This is a genomic window from Curtobacterium sp. MCBD17_023 (genome assembly GCF_003224415.1).
Taxonomy (GTDB): domain Bacteria; phylum Actinomycetota; class Actinomycetes; order Actinomycetales; family Microbacteriaceae; genus Curtobacterium.
In genome coordinates, this window is record NZ_QKLJ01000003.1 from 412,073 (window position 1) to 432,181 (window position 20,109).

19 protein-coding genes are annotated in these 20,109 nt (G+C 71.1%); 9 read left to right on the top strand and 10 right to left on the bottom strand.

Features of this window, described 5'->3' with window-relative positions; genetic code table 11:
* Positions 1-43: 43 nt before the first annotated feature.
* From DEI84_RS06775 to DEI84_RS06785, 3 genes are all read right to left on the bottom strand, one after another.
* Entirely contained in the window at positions 44-1,378 is a 1,335-nt protein-coding gene (locus tag DEI84_RS06775) for a sugar ABC transporter substrate-binding protein (RefSeq protein WP_110890149.1), read from the bottom strand.
* 133 nt (positions 1,379-1,511) lie between these two features.
* Positions 1,512-2,474: a carbohydrate ABC transporter permease gene (locus DEI84_RS06780; protein ID WP_110890150.1), complete on the bottom strand. Its 963-nt coding sequence runs from the start codon at positions 2,472-2,474 to the stop codon at positions 1,512-1,514.
* Complete coding sequence (locus DEI84_RS06785) at positions 2,471-3,421, bottom strand: carbohydrate ABC transporter permease (RefSeq protein ID WP_110890151.1); 951 nt, start codon at positions 3,419-3,421, stop codon at positions 2,471-2,473. Before DEI84_RS06785 ends, DEI84_RS06780 begins: the two co-directional genes overlap by 4 nt.
* 292 nt (positions 3,422-3,713) lie before the next feature.
* On the opposite strand from DEI84_RS06785, the gene DEI84_RS06790 reads away from it, so the two are divergent.
* Positions 3,714-4,670 (top strand): LacI family DNA-binding transcriptional regulator, encoded by a 957-nt coding sequence (locus DEI84_RS06790; protein WP_375537646.1) that lies wholly within the window; start codon positions 3,714-3,716, stop codon positions 4,668-4,670.
* 428 nt (positions 4,671-5,098) lie between these two features.
* Here the strand turns inward: DEI84_RS06790 and DEI84_RS06795 are convergent, their stop codons facing one another.
* Positions 5,099-6,601 carry an alpha-N-arabinofuranosidase gene (locus DEI84_RS06795; RefSeq protein ID WP_110824792.1) on the bottom strand — a complete coding sequence of 501 codons (1,503 nt, stop codon included), beginning with the start codon at positions 6,599-6,601 and terminating at the stop codon, positions 5,099-5,101.
* Positions 6,602-6,835: 234 nt separating this feature from the next.
* Here DEI84_RS06795 and DEI84_RS06800 point away from each other — a divergent pair, with 234 nt between their 5' ends.
* The 3 genes from DEI84_RS06800 to DEI84_RS06810 are packed head-to-tail and all read left to right on the top strand — an operon-like array spanning position 6,836 to position 10,124.
* On the top strand, positions 6,836-8,197 hold the full coding sequence (locus DEI84_RS06800; RefSeq protein WP_110824793.1) for an extracellular solute-binding protein: 1,362 nt from the start codon (positions 6,836-6,838) through the stop codon (positions 8,195-8,197).
* 45 nt (positions 8,198-8,242) lie between these two features.
* The gene (locus tag DEI84_RS06805; protein WP_110890153.1) at positions 8,243-9,208 is read left to right on the top strand and encodes a carbohydrate ABC transporter permease; all 966 of its coding nucleotides are present in this window, start codon (positions 8,243-8,245) and stop codon (positions 9,206-9,208) included.
* A 1-nt stretch (position 9,209) separates the two neighbouring features.
* The gene (locus tag DEI84_RS06810) at positions 9,210-10,124 is read left to right on the top strand and encodes a carbohydrate ABC transporter permease (protein WP_110824795.1); all 915 of its coding nucleotides are present in this window, start codon (positions 9,210-9,212) and stop codon (positions 10,122-10,124) included.
* 85 nt (positions 10,125-10,209) lie between these two features.
* Here DEI84_RS06810 and DEI84_RS06815 read toward each other — a convergent pair whose 3' ends face one another.
* Both DEI84_RS06815 and DEI84_RS06820 read right to left on the bottom strand, forming a co-directional pair.
* Positions 10,210-10,596, bottom strand: coding sequence for a VOC family protein (locus tag DEI84_RS06815; protein WP_110890154.1), 387 nt, complete (start codon positions 10,594-10,596; stop codon positions 10,210-10,212).
* 22 nt (positions 10,597-10,618) lie between these two features.
* A complete protein-coding gene (locus tag DEI84_RS06820) occupies positions 10,619-11,443 on the bottom strand; it encodes a siderophore-interacting protein (protein WP_110890155.1) in 825 nt (274 codons plus the stop codon).
* A 28-nt stretch (positions 11,444-11,471) separates the two neighbouring features.
* Here DEI84_RS06820 and DEI84_RS06825 point away from each other — a divergent pair, with 28 nt between their 5' ends.
* The 5 genes from DEI84_RS06825 to DEI84_RS06845 all read left to right on the top strand — a co-directional run bounded on the left by DEI84_RS06825 (position 11,472) and on the right by DEI84_RS06845 (position 16,707).
* The gene (locus DEI84_RS06825; RefSeq protein ID WP_258365907.1) at positions 11,472-12,551 is read left to right on the top strand and encodes an iron ABC transporter permease; all 1,080 of its coding nucleotides are present in this window, start codon (positions 11,472-11,474) and stop codon (positions 12,549-12,551) included.
* Positions 12,548-13,642 carry an iron ABC transporter permease gene (locus DEI84_RS06830; protein WP_258371712.1) on the top strand — a complete coding sequence of 365 codons (1,095 nt, stop codon included), beginning with the start codon at positions 12,548-12,550 and terminating at the stop codon, positions 13,640-13,642. The genes DEI84_RS06825 and DEI84_RS06830 overlap by 4 nt, the downstream gene beginning before the upstream one ends.
* On the top strand, positions 13,639-14,490 hold the full coding sequence (locus tag DEI84_RS06835) for an ABC transporter ATP-binding protein (RefSeq protein ID WP_110890156.1): 852 nt from the start codon (positions 13,639-13,641) through the stop codon (positions 14,488-14,490). The genes DEI84_RS06830 and DEI84_RS06835 overlap by 4 nt, the downstream gene beginning before the upstream one ends.
* A gap of 56 nt (positions 14,491-14,546) precedes the next feature.
* Complete coding sequence (locus tag DEI84_RS06840; RefSeq protein ID WP_110890157.1) at positions 14,547-15,563, top strand: ABC transporter substrate-binding protein; 1,017 nt, start codon at positions 14,547-14,549, stop codon at positions 15,561-15,563.
* A gap of 154 nt (positions 15,564-15,717) precedes the next feature.
* The gene (locus DEI84_RS06845) at positions 15,718-16,707 is read left to right on the top strand and encodes an alpha/beta hydrolase (RefSeq protein ID WP_110890158.1); all 990 of its coding nucleotides are present in this window, start codon (positions 15,718-15,720) and stop codon (positions 16,705-16,707) included.
* Between the two features lie 10 nt (positions 16,708-16,717).
* On the opposite strand, the gene bla is transcribed toward DEI84_RS06845, so the two are convergent.
* The 4 genes from bla to DEI84_RS06865 are packed head-to-tail and all read right to left on the bottom strand — an operon-like array spanning position 16,718 to position 20,038.
* Positions 16,718-17,692, bottom strand: coding sequence for a class A beta-lactamase (bla, locus tag DEI84_RS06850; RefSeq protein WP_258371713.1), 975 nt, complete (start codon positions 17,690-17,692; stop codon positions 16,718-16,720).
* On the bottom strand, positions 17,689-18,486 hold the full coding sequence (locus tag DEI84_RS06855; RefSeq protein WP_110890159.1) for an SDR family NAD(P)-dependent oxidoreductase: 798 nt from the start codon (positions 18,484-18,486) through the stop codon (positions 17,689-17,691). The genes bla and DEI84_RS06855 overlap by 4 nt, the downstream gene beginning before the upstream one ends.
* Before the next feature lie 47 nt (positions 18,487-18,533).
* Complete coding sequence (locus DEI84_RS06860) at positions 18,534-19,445, bottom strand: NmrA family NAD(P)-binding protein (RefSeq protein WP_110890160.1); 912 nt, start codon at positions 19,443-19,445, stop codon at positions 18,534-18,536.
* Between the two features lie 11 nt (positions 19,446-19,456).
* Positions 19,457-20,038 carry a MarR family winged helix-turn-helix transcriptional regulator gene (locus DEI84_RS06865; RefSeq protein ID WP_110890161.1) on the bottom strand — a complete coding sequence of 194 codons (582 nt, stop codon included), beginning with the start codon at positions 20,036-20,038 and terminating at the stop codon, positions 19,457-19,459.
* Positions 20,039-20,109: the final 71 nt, after the last annotated feature.

Genomic DNA, 20,109 nt, shown 5'->3' on the forward strand with positions numbered 1-20,109 from the left:
CGGCCGTGCGGGAAGCCCGCACGGCCGCGTCGGTGGGGTGCTGCTACTTGGTGGAGACCGTGAAGCCCTGGTCCTTGCCGTACTTCACGAGCGCGTCCTGCCAGGCCTCGAGACCCGACTCGAGCGACGTGCCCTTTTCGTACGACTGCCCGACGGTGTCGGCGTAGACGCTGTTCGCGTACACCTGGTACGGCAGGTAGGCGAAGTCGTTGTCCGAGGACTTCGACGCGTCGACGAGCACCTTGTTGATCTGCTGGCCGCCGAAGTACTCCGGCTTCTCCTCCAGGAACGCCGAGGACTCGAGGTCCGCGGTGGTCGACGGGAACCCGCCGGACTCCATGAAGATTCCCGTGGACTCCTTCGAGGAGTTCAGCCACTTGAGGAAGCCGGCAGCGAGAGCCGGGTTCTCGGACTGCTCCATGACGACCTGGGCGCTGCCGCCGTTGTTCGCGGTCTGCGCGGGGCCACCGTCGTAGGTCGGCATCGGTGCCACGCGCCAGTCACCCTTCGCGTCGGCGACGCTGGCCTCGAGGTTGCCGGGCATCCAGGCGCCGGTGATCATCGTGGCGATCTGGCCGTTGCCGAGCTGCTTGTACCAGTCGTCGGTCCAGCCGACGGTCTTCGCGACGAGACCCTGCTCGACGAGCTGGTCCCAGGTCTCGGTCCACTTCTTCGTGCCCTCGTCCTGCAGGTTGATCGTCACCTTCTCACCGTCGGTGGTGAACGGGGTGCCGCCGGCCTGGGCGATCATGCTCGTGGTGAAGCCCGCGTCGCCGGAGTCCGCGGCCAGGTACTTCTCGGGGTCGGCCTCGTGCAGCTTCTTCGCCGCCGCGACGTACTCGTCCCACGTCTTCGGCACCTCGATGCCGTACTCGTCGAACACCTTCTTGTTGTAGAACATGGCCATGGGGCCGGAGTCCTGGGGCAGGCCGTAGACCTTGCCGTCCATCGACACCGAGTTCCAGGTGCTCGCGGCGAACTTGTCCTTCAGGTCGCCGAACCCGTACGAGCTCAGGTCGAGGAGCGACTCGGACAGGGCGAACTGCGGCAGTGCGTAGTACTCGACCTGGGCGACGTCGGGGGCGCCCGAGCCGGCCTTCACGGTGTTCTGCAGCTTCGTGTACTGGTCGGCACCGGTACCGGCGTTGACGAGCTTGACCTTCACCTTCGGGTAGGCCTTCTCGAACGCGGCGACCTGGTCCTTCGCGGACGGCGTCCACGACCAGTAGGTCAGCGTGCCGCCCTCGTCGAGTGCCGTCGCGATGTCGTCGGACGAGCCGCCGGAGCCGGAGCCGCCGGACGAGCAGGCCGCGAGGGCCATGGCGGCGGTGACGCCGATGGCGAGGGCGCTGAGCCCGCGCCGGAGACGCTTCTGCATGGTGGTGCCTTTCACTTCGTTGTGGAGAACTGCTGCGGAATGCGGGGGTGGTGCGGGGTGCGGCGCGGTCCGTGGCGGACTCGTGCCGGGCCTCCCGGCCGGTCCGGTGTGCGGACCGGGGACGGGTGGCGGGTCAGGCCTTGACGGACCCGGCCGCGAGGCCGGACTGCCAGAAGCGCTGGAGGAAGAGGAACGCGACCACGATCGGGATGATCGTGAGGAGCGAACCGGTGACGACGAGGTTGTAGATCGGCTCCGCGCCGGACCCGGTGGCCTGCGCGTTCCACTGGTTCAGGCCGACGGTCAGCGGGTACCACTTCGGGTCGCTCAGCATGATGAGCGGCAGGAAGTAGTTGTTCCAGGTCGCGACGACCGCGAAGAGCAGGACCGTCACGACACCGGGAGCGAGGAGCTTCAGCGCGATCGTGAAGAAGATCCGGAACTCCCCCGCTCCGTCCATGCGGGCGGCCTCGATGAGTTCGGTGGGGATCGCCTCGACCGCGTAGGTCCAGATCAGGTACATGCCGAACGGGCTGATGAGCGACGGCAGGATGATCGCCCAGGGGGTGTTCGTCAGGCCGACCTGCGAGAAGAGCAGGAACGTCGGGACGGCGAGGGCGGTGCCCGGGACGGCGATCGCGCCGAGGACGATCGCGAACACGGCGCGACGACCCGGGAACTGGAACTTCGCCATGCCGTACCCGGCGACGGTCGCGAGCAGCGTCGCTCCACCGGCCCCGACGACCACGTAGAGCAGCGTGTTGCCGAGCCACTGCACGAAGATGCCGTCGTTGTAGGTGAGGGTGTCGACGATGTTCTGCCAGAGGTGGAAGTCCCCGCCGAACCACAGGCCGAACGTCGACAGCAGCGACGCCTGCGTCTTCGTGCTGTTGACGAGCAGGTAGAACAGCGGCGCGAACGAGTACACGACGAAGACGACCATGACCGCGGTGAGCAGGCCGGAGCGCTTCACCTTGCGTCCGTCGACAGGCTGCGCCGCCTTCCGGGAGGCTCGGGTGCGTCGCTCACGCGGGTCGCGCTGCGTCGTGGTCGCCTCGGTGACGGTGAGGGGTGCGGGACCCTGCAGGGTGCTCATCGGTTCTCCTGTCGAGTGCCGCGGACCTGCACGACGTAGGCGATGACGGCGGTGATGACGCCCATGACGATCGCGACGGTGGCGGAGTAGTTGAACTGCTGCCCGCTGAAGGACAGCGAGTAGGCGTACATGTTCGGGGTGAAGGCGCTGCCGATGACGTTCGGGGCGAGCGTCTTGAGCAGGTTCGGCTCGTTGAAGAGCTGGAAGCTGCCGATGATCGAGAAGATCGTGGCGATGACCATCGGGCCGCGCAGGGCCGGGAGCTTGATCGAGAAGACCGTGCGCATCGGGCCCGCGCCGTCGAGTTCGGCGGCCTCGTACAGCTCGCCGGGGACGGTGCGGAGGGCCGCGTAGAAGATCAGCATGTTGTAGCCGAGGAACTCCCACGTGACGACGTTGCCGATCGACGTGAGGACCCAGGTCGGGCTGAACGGCTGGAGCAGGTCGATGCCGATCGCGTCGTTCGCCGCACCGGTGAGGCCGAACTGGTTGCCGTAGATGAAGCCCCAGATGAGCGCCGCGACGACGCCCGGGACCGCGTAGGGCAGGAACACCGCGATGCGGAAGAACCCGGTGCCCCAGAGCCGCGCACTGTCGAGCGCGAGGGCGGCGACGAGGGCGAGGCCGAGCATGATCGGCACCTGCACGACGAGGAAGACCGCGACCCGGCCGAAGCCGGACCAGAACTTGGCGTCCTGGAAGAGCTGGACGTAGTTGGCGAACCACACGAACTGGTTGCCGCCGATGAGCTGGTCGCGGAACAGGCTGAGCCAGAGCGCGTACCCGATCGGAACGATGAGCATGAGGACGAGGACGGCGACGAACGGGCCGACGAAGAGCCAGCCGGTCATGCGGCCCCGGGGCTTCCCACGGCGACGCGGGGCGGGAGCAGTGCCCTCGCTCCGTCGCGGCGCGGCCTCGGGGCTCCGCGCGGTGAGCGTGCTCATGTGACTCCTTCGTCGTGTCCTGCGAGCCGTCGATGTGCCGGTCGGTCGTCCGGTGGAGAGCACGACTCCGTGCTGCCCGGACCGACCGATGTTGACGTCAACATCGAACGAGGCGACCATAGCATGGCAACGTCAACATGCACTAGCGTTCGCAGCACCGGTCGCGCACGGACGCCGACCTCGGCCGTCCGCACGAAGGGGGCGCGTGACCATCTCGACCACCACCGACCCGGCGGCCTCCCCCCGTCGGGCGCCGTCGCTCTCCGCCGTGGCCGAGGCCGCCGGGGTCTCCATGCAGACCGTGTCCCGCGTGGCCCGCGGCTTCGACAACGTCAGCCCCGAGACCCGGACACGCGTCCAGCAGGCGATGGCCGAGCTCGGGTACCGCCCGAACCGCGCCGCCCGGGCCCTGCGCTCCGGGCGCTTCCGGACCATCGGCGTGATCATGTTCACGCTGGCGTCGTTCGGCAACATGCGCACGCTCGAGGCCATCGCCGACGCCGCGGGCGCGGCGGACTTCACGATCACGCTGTTGCCGATGGCCTCCCGGACCGAGGAGGGCGTCCGCAGCGCGTTCTCCCGCCTGCACGAACAGGCGGTCGACGGCGTCGTCATCATCATCGAGTCGCACGTCATCGACACCGCCGAGGTCGCCCTGCCCGACGGCGTGCCCATGGTGGTCGTCGACTCGACCGGCACCACCGAGCACCCGGCCATCGACACCGACCAGGCCGACGGCGCCCGGCTCGCCACGCAGCACCTGCTCGACCTCGGGCACGACACCGTCTGGCACGTCTCCGGGCCGGCGTCGTCGTACTCGGCCGCACGGCGCCAGGCAGCGTGGGCGGCGACGTTGACGGCCGCCGGGCGGACGGTCCCCCCGGTGTTCGAGGGCGACTGGAACACCTCCTCCGGCTACCGCGCGGGCGTGTCGATCGCGGCCCGTCCCGAGATCACGGCGGTCTTCGCGGCGAACGACCAGACCGCGCTCGGGGTGTTCCGCGCCTGCCACGAACTCGGTCGTCCGGTGCCGTCGACGCTGAGCGTGGTGGGGTTCGACGACTCCCCCGAGTCCGACTCGTTCTGGCCGCCGCTCACCACCGTGCACCAGTCCTTCGACGAGGTCGGGCGCCGCGCGGTCGCGACCCTGCTCAGGCAGATCGAGGGTGGCGCCGCCACCGCGGCGACGGACCTCGTGCCGGTGCGGCTCGTCGAGCGCGCGAGCACCGCGGCGCCGCCCGCGCGCTGAGCGCCGGACCGCAGGTGCGGCCGCCGCGCCGCCACGTGCCTCCGCGGGCCTCCCGACCCGACCGGTGCGCCGAACCGACAGTCCGCCGCGGAAGGTCCGCGGACATCTGTCGGTTCGGCGACCGGATCGGCCGACAGGCCAGAGGCCGGCCCTGGCCCGGTCGGTCAGGAGGCGCGGCACCGGGCCGCCACGTGCCTCCCGGCCCGATCGGTGCGCGGAACCGACAGTCCGGCACTGAAGACCTGGGGACATCTGTCGGCTCGGCGGCCGGGTCCGGCAGGCGCATCCGTACCCGCGCGCCCGAAGCACCGCTGCGGCGCCGGGTCGCGGCGGCGCCGGCCGCCGGACACGAGGAACGCCGGGCCCCGCGGGGACCCGGCGTCCTCTGCTCACTCGGCGCCCGCCGCACGCAGCGTGCACCGAGGCGCTCAACCGATCGAGATCGCCGTCCAGGACACGGGCGGGAGCTCGATCGTGATCGTGTCGCCCTCGCGGCGGACGGACTCGTTCGTCTTCAGGCCGACGCGGGCGGTGTCCGTCAGGTCGTTCACGGCGTGCAGGTCGTCGTCCCAGATGCCCTCGGCGTGCACGTCGCCCTCGACCGACAGGCCGGCGAGGTCGATCGTCACCGTGGTGCTCTCGGTCTGGTGGCGGTTGACGAGGAACACCGCGGCGCGGCCGTCCTCGACGGTGGCGGCCGAGTCGACGACGGGCACGGTGCCGTGCTTGCCGCCGTCGACCGTGTCGCCCGACGCGACCACGTTCAGCGACGTGCCGTGGGCCAGGCGCGACGTCACCGAGAACGGGAAGAACGTCGTCTGGCGCCAGGCCTCGCCCCCGGGCTCGGTCATGATCGGGCCGATGACGTTGACGAGCTGGGCGATCGACGCGGAGGCGACGCGGTCGGCGTGGCGGAGGAGCGAGATGAGCAGCCCGCCGAGCACGACGGCGTCGGCGACCGTGTAGACGTCCTCGAGCAGGCGCGGGGCGACCGGCCAGTCCTCGAGCGTGAAGGTCTTCGCCTTCTCCTCCCACTTCGTGATCGACCAGACGTTCCACTCGTCGAACGAGATGTCGATGCGCTTGTCGGACTTCTTGTGCGCCTGCACGTGGTCCGCCGCGGTCGTCACCGTCTTGATGAAGTGGTCCATGTTGGCGCCGGACGCCAGGAACGAGGTGAGGTCGTCGTCCTCCTCGTAGTACGCGTGCGCCGAGATGTAGTCGACGTCCTCGTACGCGTGCTCGAGGACGGTGCGCTCCCACTCGCCGAACGTGGGCATCGACGCGCCCGACGACCCGCACGCCACCAGTTCCAGACCGGGCTGGATCTGCCGCATGGCCTTGGCGGTCATCGCCGCGAGCTTGCCGTAGTCCTCGGCGTTCTTGTGGCCGAGCTGCCACGGTCCGTCCATCTCATTGCCGAGGCACCACATCGTGATGCCGAACGGCTCGTCCTTGCCGTTCGCCCGGCGCTGCTCGGACAGGGCCGTCCCGCCGGGGATGTTCGCGTACTCGAGGAGTTCGATCGCCTCGGCGGTGCCGCGGGTGCCGAGGTTCACGGCGAGCATCAGCTCGGAGCCGACCGAGTCGAGCCACTGCTGGAACTCGTGCAGGCCGACCTCGTTCGTCTCGGTCGAGTGCCAGGCCAGGTCGAGCCGGCGGGGACGCTGGTCGACGGGGCCGACGCCGTCCTCCCACTTGTAGCCGGAGACGAAGTTGCCGCCGGGGTAGCGGATGGTCGTGACGCCGAGCTCCTTGACCAGCTCGATGACGTCCTTCCGGAAGCCGTGCTCGTCGGCCGACTCGTGCGCGGGCTCGTGGATGCCGTCGTAGACGTGCCGCCCGAGGTGCTCGACGAACCCGCCGAACAGTCGGCGCCGCACCGGGCCCACCGTGAACGCGGAGTCGAGGACGAGGTGTGTGCGGGGCATGGATGATCTCCTTCGATCAGGCTGTGCGTCGAGCAGTTGTGTTCCGCGGCGTCACGGAAGTGAGCGCTCACCTGAGGGAAACGCTATCGGGTGTCGACACGGGACGGAAGGGCTGGCGCGCCCGACGGCGCGGCGCTAACGTGAGCGCTCACGGGGCACCGACGCCCCGAGAACGGGACAGCACTCCTCCCCTGGATGACGTCCCGCTTCGGCCCGTCCCGATGGAGTGATGCCATGCCGAACCGTCCCGTCCCGCCACCCCGCGGGTCCGCGTTCACCCGCAGGAGCCTGCTCGCCGCCGGAGCCGCGGCGGCCACCGTGCTGCCGCTGGCCGCCTGCGCAAGCCCCCTCTCCGCCGGGCTCGCCGGAACCCCGCTCGCCCCCGAGACGCTCGTCTTCTGGAACCTGTTCGGTGGCGGTGACGGCGTCCGCATGAAGACCATGGAGGACGGGTACGCGAAGCAGCACGGCGGCTCCTCCGCCCTGCAGGCGACGACGTTCGCGTGGGGCAACCCGTACTACTCGAAGGTGACACTGGCGACCGTCGGGAACAAGCCGCCGGACGTCGCGATCGCGCACCTGACCCGCGCGAAGCCGCTCTGGGACGGCGACCTGCTCGACCCGATCACGGCCGACGACCTGGCGAGCGTGGGTCTCAAGGCGAGCGACTTCAACCAGAAGGCCTGGACGGCGCAGAAGACCGACGGCAACAACATCGCGATCCCGCTCGACACGCACCCGTTCGTGCTGTTCTACAACGTCGACGTCTGCCGCAAGGCCGGTCTGCTCGACAGCGACGACCAGCTCACGAACCTGGACGGGATGGAGAACTTCGAGCGTGCCCTCGCCGCGGTGTCGAAGGTCACCGGCGGCAACGCGCTGAACGTCGCGAACGTCGTGCCCGAGACCGCGACCCCGTGGCGCTTCTTCTGGACGATGTACAACCAGATCGAGGGCGCGACGCCGTTCATCAGCGACGGCGGCGCGAAGCTCACCGTCAACGAGGACGCCTACAACGAGGTCACGAGCCGCACCCAGAAGTGGGTGAAGGAAGGGTGGCTCAACAAGGCCCTCGACTACGCCACCGCGCAGTCGCTCATGTTCGACGGCAAGGCCGGCTTCTTCATGCAGGGCGAGTGGGAGATCAGCACCGCCCAGTCGATCAAGGGGCTCGAGTTCGGCATGGCGCCGATCCCGCAGCTGTACGACAAGCCCGCCACGCAGGCCGACGCGCACACCTTCATCCTGCCGAAGAAGGACCGCACGCCCGAGCAGCGCAAGCAGCACATGCTCTTCATCAAGCAGATGCTCGAGCAGAGCCTGACCTGGGCCGAGGGCGGCCACGTGCCCGCGTACATGCCGACCTTCGACAGCACCGCGTACAAGGAGCTCACCCCGCAGTCGAACTACGCCGCCGCGGCCGAGACGGCGGTCTTCGACGACGCCGCCTGGTACGGCGGGTCCGGGTCGACCTTCGAGGGCACCGTCGGCGCCCAGCTCGCGCTCGTGCAGCAGGGCAGCTCGAGCCCGGCCCAGGCACTCCGCGCCATCAAGAGCCAGCTGGCGACCTACCTCAACACCCCGAGCCCCCTGTGACCAGGCGCGCGAACACCGTGAACACCCCGCGAAAGGCACGATGACGTGACCACAGCACCAGTCCTCGACCGCCCCACGGATGCGGCCACTGCACCACGGCGGCTCCGCTCACACCGGACCAGCATCACCAGCGGCCAGGGCCGCAGCGGGTGGCTGTTCCTCGCCCCCTTCGGCCTGTTCTACGTGGCCTTCCTGCTCGGCCCGACGATCTGGATGATCGTCACGAGCTTCTTCAACACCTCGACCGTGCGCACCGGGCTCGGCAGCTTCGCGGGGTTCGCGAACTACGCCGAGATGCTCGGGCGGAGCGACTTCTGGTCGTCGCTCTGGCACACGCTCCAGTTCACCCTGTACACGACGCCGCCGCTGGTGATCCTGGCGTTCGTCTTCGCCGTGCTGACGAACCGGATGAACAAGGGGCAGTGGTTCTTCCGCCTGGCGTTCTTCCTGCCGTTCATCCTGCCCTCGGCGACGATCTCCCTCATCTGGGTGTTCATCTTCACGCCGAGCACCGGCCTGTGGGCGAGCCTGCAGACCGCGCTCGGCATGACCCCGGGCTCGGGCATGCTCTCCAGCCCGAACACGGCGATGATCGGCGTCGCGATCGCGACCGTCTGGTGGACGCTGGGCTTCAACTTCGTGCTGTACCTGGCCGGCCTGCAGGAGATCCCGCGTGAGCTGTACGAAGCGGCCGCGGTCGACGGTGCCTCGAACTGGCAGCAGATCAAGTCCATCACGCTGCCGCTGCTCGGCCGCACCACGACGCTCGTCATCCTGCTGCAGATCATCGCGTCCCTGAAGATCTTCGACCAGGTATACCTGATGACGAACGGCGGCCCGGGCATCTCGACCCAGGTCTCGCTGCAGCTCATCACCGGCGTCGGCTTCACCGACAACCGACTCGGCGCGGCGTCCGCGGCGTCCGTCCTCCTGTTCATCGTGATCGTCGCGATCGCGGTCATCCGGCAGCTCGTCGAGCGCGCTGCCGCCAAGCGTGAGATCGGGGCCTGAGATGACCACCACCGAGAGCATCACCACCGGCCGTGCCAAGCTCCGTACCGGTGTCTCCTCGGCCGCCCCGACGAGCGCCGCCAAGATCGGTGTCTCCGGCAGGGGCTTCACCATCGCCTCCGGCGTCGTCCTGACGGTCTTCGCGATCATCTGGCTCATCCCGAGCCTGTTCGCGCTGAAGACGTCCCTCTCCGACAACGGGGTGGCCGCGCTCGGCGCCGGCAAGATCCTGTCGGACTGGAACCCGACGGTGCACTCGTACTCGTCCCTGTTCCAGTCGGGCGACATCTGGAACTGGTACCTCGCAAGCGGCATCACGAGCGTCATCACCGCGGTGCTCACGGTGCTGTTCGCCTCGATGGCGGCCTTCGCGCTGTCCCGGCTCGTGTTCCGCGGCCGCAACGTGGCGTTCCTGCTCATCATCCTGGGCATCATGATCCCGACGCAGGTCCTGATCATCCCGATCTTCCAGGAGCTCAACGCGGTCGGCCTGCTGAACACCTACTGGTCGGTGATCTTCCCGCAGGTCCCGGCGGTGATCGCGGTGTTCATCTTCAAGCAGTTCTTCGACGGCATCCCGAAGGAGCTCGAGGAGGCGGCACGCATCGACGGTGCCGGCATCTGGAAGGTCTACTGGTCGGTCATCCTGCCGCTGTCGCGTCCGGTGATCGCCGCGGTGACGATCCTGACCTTCGTCGGGGTGTGGAACAACCTGCTGCTGCCCCTGTTCGTGCTGTCGAACCCGGACCTCATGACGATCCCGGTCGGGCTCGCCACGGTCCAGGGCAGCTTCGGCCAGCGGTACGCCGACATCCAGGCGGGCGCGCTCCTCGCGGCGCTGCCGCTCATCATCCTCTACCTGGTCTTCCAGCGGCAGATCGTGGAGGGCGTCACGGGCTCCGGCCTGAAGGGCTGAGCCGGCCCGGACCGTGGTCCGGACCCCATGGGACGGGAGGCTCCCCACCACTCGGTGGGGAGCCTCCCGTCCGTCGTGGGTGGTCTCAGGCGGAGGCGAGCGGAGCGAGCCGCGTGCGCAACAGGCAGAACTCGTTGCCCTCGGGGTCCTGCAGCACGTGCCACGACTCGTCGCCCGTCTGCCCGACGTCCGCCGGACGGGCACCGAGTGCGAGGAGCCGCTCGAGTTCCGCGTCCTGGTCGCGGTCGACCGGGTTGACGTCGAGGTGCAGGCGCAGCGGCTGGGTCTTCGCGTGCGGCACGCGGGAGAGGATGATCGTGGGCGCAGCGCCGCCGAAGCCGGACGCCGGGCCGATCTCGATGCCGTCCTCGTCCGCGCCGAGTTCGACGTAGCCGAGGACGGCGCACCAGAAGCGCGACAGCGCCTCGGGGTCGTCGCAGTTGAGGACCAGTTCGCTCAGGCGGCAGCTCATGGCGCGAGGATACGCGCGCCGCTCAGGCCGGGACGGGCATCCGTGCGTCGTGCTTCCAGAAGCCGGAGAACGTGATCCGCGACTTGGGCAGCCCGGCGCGGTGCAGGTGGCGGCGGCCCTCGGTGGCGAGTCGGGACTCCCCCACGACGAAGGCGTAGCCGCGGTCGTCGCAGGGCACGTGCCGCTGCAGTTCGGCGAGCGCCGCACGACCGGGCACCGCGGTGGCGTCGCCGCGCACGAGCCACGTCACGGTGACCCCGGCGGGGGCGTCGAGGTCGCGGACGTCGTCCGCGGTCGGGACCTCCTGGATGATGCGGCCGACGGCGTCGCGCGGGAGCGAGCGGGCGATGCCGACGACGGCGGGCAGGCCGGTCTCCTCGGCGGCGATGACGACCTCGCTGGCGTCGTCGGGGCAGTCGAAGATGCAGCCCTGGTCGAGCAGGGCGAGTTCGTCACCGGGTCGGGCGCTGCAGGCCCAGATCGCCGCGCGGCCCTCGAGTCCGCCGTCCTGGTCGGTGTGCACGACGAAGTCGATGTCCATCTCGCCGAGCTCCGGCCGGTGTCCGGCGACGGTGTAGTTGGCGCAGTGCGGTCGCGACTCCTCGGGGACGCGGAGGTACTGCGGCCACCACGTGGCGCCGTCGAGCTCGGGCATCCGGAAGGCGTCCTGCTCGGGGCGCTGCAGGAACAGGCGGAACCAGTGGTCGAAGCCGAGGAACGGGAAGTCGCGGATCTCGTCGCTCGCGATGGTGACGCGGTGGACCGACGGGGTGTGCCGTTCGGTACGGACGACCCGCGCCCGGAACAGCCGCGGGTTCTCGGGCATCAGCCTCGGGATCTTCGCCATGAGGGAAGGCTAACCTAATATGGCTCCCGTGCCACCCCCTCCCCTCGCCGTCCGAACCGCGCCCGCTGCCCCTCCCGGAGCGGTGATCGGTGCCACCGGCGTCCACCGGCGGACGGCTCGTCGTCGGGTCGGCGTCCTGCTCGGGCTGGCGGTGCTGGTGCTCGGCGCAGCGGTCGCGAGCATGCTCCTCGGCAGCAACCACATCGGCGTGGACCGGGTGCTCGCCGGCCTCACCCGCAGCGGCTCGGGCACCGACGAGGCCGTCGTCTGGGGCTCCCGCATCCCCCGCACGCTGATCGGCGCGAGCGTCGGCGCCGCGCTCGGGATCGCCGGGCTCCTCATGCAGGGGCACACGCGGAACCCGCTCGCCGACCCCGGGCTGTTCGGCGTCTCCGCCGGCGCCGGCCTCGCCGTCGTGCTCGGCGTGTACGTCTTCGGTGTCACGAGCACCGGCGCCTCGGTCTGGTTCGCCCTGGTCGGCGCATTGGTCGCCAGCGTCGTCGTCTTCTCCGTCACGGTCGCCGGCAGCGGGACCGCGAGCCCCGTCCCCCTCGCCCTGGCCGGCGCCGCGGTGTCCGCGCTGCTCGGCGCCCTGACCTCGTTCATCGTCCTCACCGACCAGGAGTCCCTCGACGCGTACCGGCTCTGGGTGGTCGGGTCACTGTCCGGCCGACAGCTCGACGTCCTGCAGGCCGCGTGGCCGTTCATGGCCGTCGGACTCGTGCTCGCGATCTGGAACACCCGCGCCCTCGACGCGCTCGGCCTCGGCTCGGAGCTCGCGAAGGGACTCGGGGAGGACCTGCTCACCGCCCGGCTCGTCGGCCTCGGTGGCATCACGCTCCTCGCCGCAGGTGCGACGGCGGCCGCCGGTCCGGTCGCGTTCGTGGGGCTGACCGTCCCGCACGTCGCCCGGGCCGTCGTCGGCACCGGCCACCGCTGGACCCTGCCCGCCTCGGCGCTGCTCGGCGCCGCGCTCGTCCTGCTCGCCGACGTCGTGGGCCGACTCGTGGGCGGGTTCGCCGAGGTCGAGGTCGGGATCGTGCTCGCCGTCATCGGCGGACCGGTGTTCGTCGCCGTCGCACGCCGTCGATCGCTGGTGTCCCTGTGAGCGCGGCGACCACGACCGCGCCCGCCGCGACACCGACCGGGGCCCGGAAGGGCATCCGCATCGGGCCGATCGGGCTCGCCTGGCGTCCGCGGGTCCTCACCACCTCGGTCGTCGCCGTGGTCGCCGCCCTGCTCCTCGTCGTGCTCGGCGTCGCGATCGGCTCGACCTTCATCGCACCGGGCACGGTCGTGCGGGCGCTGCTCGGACTCGAGTCCGGGCCGGAGTCGTTCATCGTGACGACCCTGCGCCTCCCCCGCGTCCTGACCGGGGCCCTCGTCGGCGTGACCCTGGCGGTCGCCGGAGCCCTGACGCAGACCTTCACGCGCAACCCGCTCGGGACGCCGGACATCATCGGCGTGACCTCGGGCGCGAGCGTTGGCGCCGTGGCCGCGGTCGTCCTCGGCGGGGGCAGCTACTCGGTGAGCGCCCTGGTCCTCGGCGGCGGCATCCCCGTCGCCGCCACGATCGGGGCGCTCGTCGCCGCCACGGTCGTCTACGGCCTGGGCTGGCGTGGCGGGGTGCAGAGCCACCGCCTGATCCTCGTCGGCATCGGGGTGAGCGCGACGCTCGACGCGGTCACGAGCTACCTGCTCGTCCGCGCGAAGATCACCCAGGCGACCGCGGCGTCGCAGTGGCTCGTCGGCAGTCTCTCGAGCACGTCGTGGACGACCGTGTGGCCGCTCCTCGTCATCGCCGCGGTCGGCGTCCCGATCGCGCTCGCCACGTCGGCGGCGCTCGGGATCGGGCAGCTCGGGGACGAGGTCGCCACCGGCGTCGGCCTCGGCGTGCAGCGGCACCGGCTGCTCGTCATCGGCCTGGCGGTCGTCCTCACGGCCGCGGCGGTCGCTGCCGCGGGCCCGGTCGGGTTCGTCGCGTTCGTCGTGCCGCAGATCGCCGTGCGACTGGCCGGGACGAACCGGCCGCCGCTGCTGCTGTCGGCGGCCCTCGGGGCGGTGCTCGTGCTCGGCGCGGACCTGCTCGCCCGGTCGGCGTTCCCCTGGCAGGTGCCGGTCGGCATCGTCACCACCGTGATCGGCGCCCCGTACCTGATCTGGCTCCTCATCCGTCACCGCAAGGAGATGTCCCGATGACCACGACGACCCCGCCGGCCCCCGCGGCCGTGACCACGCCGGACCGCGTACACGCCGGACCCGTCCTGGAGGCCCGTGGCCTGTCCGTCGGGTACGACAAGCACCCGGTGCTCCGCGACCTCGACCTGGCGGTGGAGCGGGGCACGGTGACGACGTTCCTCGGCGCGAACGGCTGCGGCAAGTCGACGCTCCTCAAGGCGCTCGGCCGCGTGCTCAAGCCCCAGTCCGGCGAGGTGCTGCTCGACGGTGCGCCGATCCGGAAGGAGGCGAACCGGGCGGTCGCGCGGAAGCTCGCGATCCTCCCGCAGTCGCCCCTCGCGCCCGCCGGGACGAGCGTGCTCGACCTGGTGATGCGCGGCCGGAACCCGCACCAGTCGTGGGCCCGACCCTGGACCGCCGAGGACGCCGCCGTGGCGGAGGACGCCATCGCCGCGACCGGTCTGACCGAGGTCGCCCACCGCGACGTCGCGAGCCTGTCCGGCGGGCAGCGGCAGCGCGCCTGGATCGCGCTCGTCCTGGCGCAGCGGGCGGACACGCTCCTGCTCGACGAACCCACCACCTACCTCGACCTCGCGCACCAGCTCGACGTGTTGCGTCTGGTGCGTCGGATCAACCGGGAGCAGGGCGCCACGGTCGTGATGGTGCTCCACGACCTCACGCTGGCCGCCCGCTACTCCGACCGCCTCGTGGTGCTCCACGACGGCGGGGTCGTCGCGGACGGGTCCCCGGTCGACGTCCTCACGCCGGCACTGCTCGAGCGGGCGTTCGGGCTGCACGCGCGGGTCGTCCCGGACCCGGTGACCGGCTCGCCGATGGTCGTGCCGGAGGCGGACGGGAACGCGGACTGAGGCCGAGGGCGACCCGGACTGGTGCGGAACTCCTGGTTAGGTTAGGCTCACCTAACGTGAACACTCCCCGCCGCGGCTCCGTTCGTGCCGCCCTCCTGACCGCCGTCACCGCGACGGCCCTCATCCTCACCGGGTGCTCCGGCACCGGTGCCTCCGACGACACCGGCAACGACGCGAAGGCGTCGTCCGGGGCCTGGTCGTACGAGGACGCCATGGGCACGACGGTGAAGGTCGACCACACGCCGGAGCGCGTCGTGGTCCTGAACGACATCGCGATCTCGTTCATCGAGTACGGCCTCCGCCCGGTCGGCACCTTCGGCCAGCTCCCGATGGCGAAGGACGCCCGCTTCGACGACCTCGACCAGGACGGCATCACGCAGCTCGGCACCGCCTACGGCGACATCGACCTCGAGCAGCTCGCCGCGCTGAAGCCCGACCTCGTCGTGACCTCGGTCTACCCGACCGACGCGGAGGGCACGCTCGACGCCTCGCAGCCGGCCTACGGCTTCAAGGACAAGGAGCAGCAGGAGCAGGTCGAGGCGATCGCCCCCGTCGCGACGGTCAAGTGGGGCGGCAAGGGCCTCGACGTCATCGAGGACATCGCCGACCTCGCCGAGGACCTCGGCGCCGACGAGTCCGCCGTGGAGTCCGCGGAGCAGCAGTTCGACACGGCGAAGGAGACCCTCCGGACCGCGTCCGAGAAGAGCGGCCTGTCCGTCGTCTCGATGTACGCCGACGGTGACGGCGCCTACGTCACCCGCCCGTCCGACGAGCCCACGCTGCAGATGTGGAGCGACTTCGGCGTCGACCTGGTGACCCCGAAGCCGAAGGGCTTCTACTGGGGCATCTACAGCTGGGAGAACGCGGGCCAGATCTCGGCCGACGTCATCCTGCTGTCGCAGCAGGGCTACCAGGTGGCCGACCTCGAGAAGCAGCCCACGTTCGCCGACGACCCGGCCCTGCAGGCCGGTCAGGTGCACAGCTTCACCTTCCCGGCGCTCGACTACGCCTCGCAGGCCGACTACATGACGAAGCTCGCCGGCTGGCTCGACGACAGCGAGCCGGTCGCCTGAGCGACCCCACGACCACGGACGGGAGGCCCGCCACCAGAAGGTGCGGTGGGCCCACGCCGGCCGGTACCGCGGCGACGCGCCAGCGGCGTCGCGGCCGTGCCCGGTGGGGACCTCCCGTCCGTCGTCGCGCAGCGTCGTGCGGTAGGAACGAGGCATGACCGACGCGGGGTGGCACGAGGACGTCCTCGGCCCGCCGTACGAGCGACTCGAGCTCCCGCTCGGCGAGGACGCCGAAGGCCCGGTCGTCGCCACCCTGGTCCGTCGGCGGCGGACGATGACCGACCGGCTCCGACCCCACGCCGGTCCGCTGCACGACGTCGACGTCCTGTACGTGCACGGGTGGTCGGACTACTTCTTCCAGACCGAGCTCGCCGAGCGCGTCGAACGGCTCGGCGCCCGCTTCCACGCCCTCGACCTGCGGAAGTACGGGCGGAGCCTGCGGCCGCACCAGACGCCCGGGCACGTGGGCGACCTGGCCACCTACGACGAGGACATCGCCGCCGCGCTCGACGCGATCCGGGCAGAGCACCCCGGGCAGCGCCGGCGGCTCGTGCCGATGGGCCACTCCACGGGCGGGCTCACGCTGGCGCTCTGGGCAGCGCGGCACCCGGCGCTCGTCGACGGACTCGTGCTGAACAGCCCGTGGCTCGAGTTCCAGGCCGACGCGATCGGGCGGGCGGTCGTCGCGCCGGTCATCAAGCTGGGTGCGAAGCGGAACCCCCTCGCGCCGATGCCGGCGGTCGACCCCGGCTTCTACACGCGCACGGTGTCGAGCTCGGCCGAGGGGTCGTGGACGTACGACCAGCGGTGGCGGCCCGAACGCGGCTTCCCGCTGCACCCGGGCTGGCTGGCCGCGGTGTTCGCCGGGCAGGAGCGGGTCGCGCACGGGCTCGGCCTCACGGTCCCGGTGCTCGTCATGCTCAGCGACAAGAGCATGCTGCAGCCGCGGTGGAACGAGGGCATGTCCCACGCCGACGTGGCCCTCAACGTCGACGCCGTCGCGAGACGCGCACTGTCACTCGGCGACGAGGTGACGGTCCGCCGACTGCACGGCGCGCTGCACGACGTCGTGCTCTCGGCGGCGCCGGTGCGCGAGCGCGCCTACGACGCCGTCGAGCGGTGGTCGGCGGTGCTCCCCCGCTGACCGACGGGGATCAGCCCCGCAGGGCGGTGCGGGTGGCAGCGGCGACGAGCGCGTCGTCCGGTTCGGCGTCCGCGGTGTCGTGGCCCGTCATCACGACGAGCACGATCGGGTCACGCCCGGGCGGTGTCACGATCCCGACGTCGTTCCGCACGCCGTACGACCCGGTGCCGGTCTTGTCCGCGACCGTCCAGCCCTCGGGCACGCCCGCGCGGATCGTCCCCGCCCCCGTCGTCGTCCCGCGCATCAGGCCGACGAGCAACGCGCGGTCGTCGGGGTCGAGGGCGCCCAGCAGGACCGTGCGGAGATCGGCGGCGAACTGGGCCGGAGTGGTCGTGTCCCGCTCGTCACCGGGCACGGCCTCGTTCAGGTCCGGTTCCACGCGGTCGACCCGGGTCACGTCGTCCCCGATGCCGCGGAGCCACCGCTGCACGGCAGCCGGCCCGCCGACCCTGGCCACGAGCAGGTTCGCCGCCGTGTTGTCACTCGAACGCACCATCGCCGCGAGCAGTGCGCGCACCGTCATGCCCGAGCCGACGTGCTGACCGGTGACCGGCGCGTACGAGAGCACGTCGCCCTGGCCGATCGGCACGACGGCGTCGAGGTCGTCCGGTGCGGCGGCGTCGAGCACGGTCGCGGCGATGAACACCTTCGCCGCCGAGGCGAACGCGAACCGCTCGTCCGCCCGGTGCGCGACACCGACCCCGCTGCCGGTGTCGATCGCGACGACGCCGAGCCGGGCGTGGTGCTCGGTCTCGAGTGCCGCGAAGGCCCGCTCGGCGGCCGCGTCCGTCGTCGGTGCCGGAATCCTTGCCGGAGTCGACGTCGGCGTCGGCGTCGACTGTCCGGAGGTCGCGGCGGCCGTCCCGGACGGGCTGTGCGTCGCATCGGACGCAGCTGCGTCCTGGCACCCGGCGAGGCCGAGCGACAGGGCCACCACCGCGGCGAGCGCTGCCACCCGGGTGTGCCCGCCCCGTCGCCCGGTCACGGCAGGATCGCGTCGACGTACCCGCCGTCCGCGCGGAGCGCACCACCGGTCGTGGCGGACGCCAGCGGCGACGCGAGGTAGGTCACCATGTGGGCGACCTCCTCCGGTTCGAGCAGGCGCTCGACGAGGGACTGCGGCCGGTGCTCCCGCATGAACGTGCGCTGTGCCTGGTCCCAGGGCAGGTCGGTGCCGACCAGCTCGGCGACGAAGTCCTCGACGCCGGCGGTGTGGGTCGGTCCGGCGATCACGGTGTTGACGGTGACGCCCGTGCCCTTGACGGCCTTGGCGAACCCCCGCGTCACGGCCAGCAGTGCCGTCTTCGTCATGCCGTAGTGGATCATCTCGGCCGGGGTGACGACGGCGGAGTCGCTCGCGATGGACACCACGCGCCCGTACCCGTGCTCGGTCATCGCGGGCAGGTAGGAGCGGATCAGGCGGATCGCGGAGAGGACGTTCACCTCGAAGTAGTGGCGCCATTCGTCGTCGGTGATCGCGAACGGGTCGCGGCTGCCGAAGATCCCGAGGTTGTTGACGAGCACGTCGACGTGCGGGTGCGCGTCGAGCACCGCGGCCGCGCCGTCCGCCGTGGACAGGTCGGCGGCGACACCGACGACCTGCGCCCCGTGGACGGCATCGCGGACGGAACCGATCGCCCGCTGCACCCCGTCCGAACCGCGTCCGTTCACGACCACCGACGCCCCGGCGCGGGCCAGGTCCACGGCGATCGCGAGTCCGATGCCCTGCGTGGAGCCGGTCACCAGTGCGGTCCGGCCGGTCAGGTCGATCTGCGTCATGGCCGCCACGCTAACGGTCCTCCGTCCGGGGCGTCACGGCCCCTCCGTCACCGGGTCGCGTTCGGCTCGAGGTGTGCTCGGAGCACGTCGCGGACGGTCGTCCAGGTGTGCGGACCGTAGCGGTCGTCGTCGACGTGCCGCAGCTGCGCCTCCCCGCTGAACATGCTCACGAAGTACTGCATCCCCTGCCAGGCCGGGAACGTCTCGTCCGGGTTCCCCGACAGCCGCTTCCCGACCGCGCTCATCGCGGAGAGCGTCCCGGTCGTGCCGGCCCACTGCAGGCGGAAGGCGGTCCCGGTCAACTCGCTCATGATGTGCGCGACGTCCCGTGCCGAGATGTGGTCGCCCGCCGTCTCGACGACGCGCGGGGCGTCGTCGTCCAACGCGGTGAGGGCCACCACGCGGGCGACGTCGTCCTTCGTGGTGAAGTCGAGGACCTGGTCGGCGGAGGACCAGAACAGGACCCGGCGCCGCCCGAACAGGATCATCGGCGCCTGGCCGGTGAGCAGGTCGGTGAACATGCCGGTGAGGATCGACGTCGCGCGGACGGGCGCGGCGTCGACCTCGGCGGCGAACTCGCGTCGGAGTTCGAAGTTGCGGTTCGTGCCGGGCGTGATGCGTCGGTAGTCGGCCGAGTAGTCCGACGGGATGAAGCGCGGCACGCCGGCCGCGACGGTCGCCGCGAGCAGGGCGCGCTGCGCGTCCACGATCACGGGACGGGTCCCGCTGACGGCCGAGACGACGACGTCGACCCCTGCCACGGCCTCGGTGAGGGCCGCGTGGTCCGTGTACGCCGGGGCGACCACGTCGACGCGCGGGTCGGCGCCGAAGAGGTCGGTGGCAGTCCCGCTCCCGGGGCGGGTGAGGACCCGGACGCGGATGTCACGCTCCAGGAGTTCGCGGACGATGCGCTGGCCGAGGTCGCCGGTGGCGCCGGCGACGAGGACGGTACTGGTCATGGGGAGTGGCCTCACTGTGGGGTGGTCGACGAGGTGGTGGTCTGCGTGCGCCGCCGGGATCGCTCCGGGACGGCGAGGGGGTGCTCGAACGCGGGGTCGTCCCCGCGCGCTCCTGCTGTCCCTGCCCCGGCGGCGAGCGCGACGCGGGCCAGGAGCCGACGCATCGTTGTCTGTTCGTCCGGCTCGAGGTGCCGCATGAGGACCTCCTCGGCAGCTCTGAGGGTCCGGCGGGTGCGGCTGAGCAGGGCGCGCCCGGCGTCGGTCGGGTGCACCTGACGGACACGGCGGTCGGTCGGGTCCGGTCGGCGTTCGACGAACCCGCCGGCCTCGAGCGCGTCGATGACGTAGGTCATCTGGGTCTTGTCGATGCCGAGTCGGTTCGCGAGCAGGAGCTGCGAGGAGGCTTCTTCCGTCGTGGTCGCCACGAGCACCTGGTAGCCGCGGGGACCGCCGGGGACGTCCGCGACCGCCACGCTCCCGAGCCGGACGTACTCCTGGAGGACGAGGGGGACGGCCCAACCGAGCTCGGTCTCGATGCCCTGCGCGTCCCAGTCGATCTCAGGGAGGTCACCTGCCGTCACTCGATCGTCCATACAGCAGACGGTACACCTCCGAGATCGTCTTGTGCAAAGATCATCTCCGAGCGGGAGCAAGTCGTTCCCCG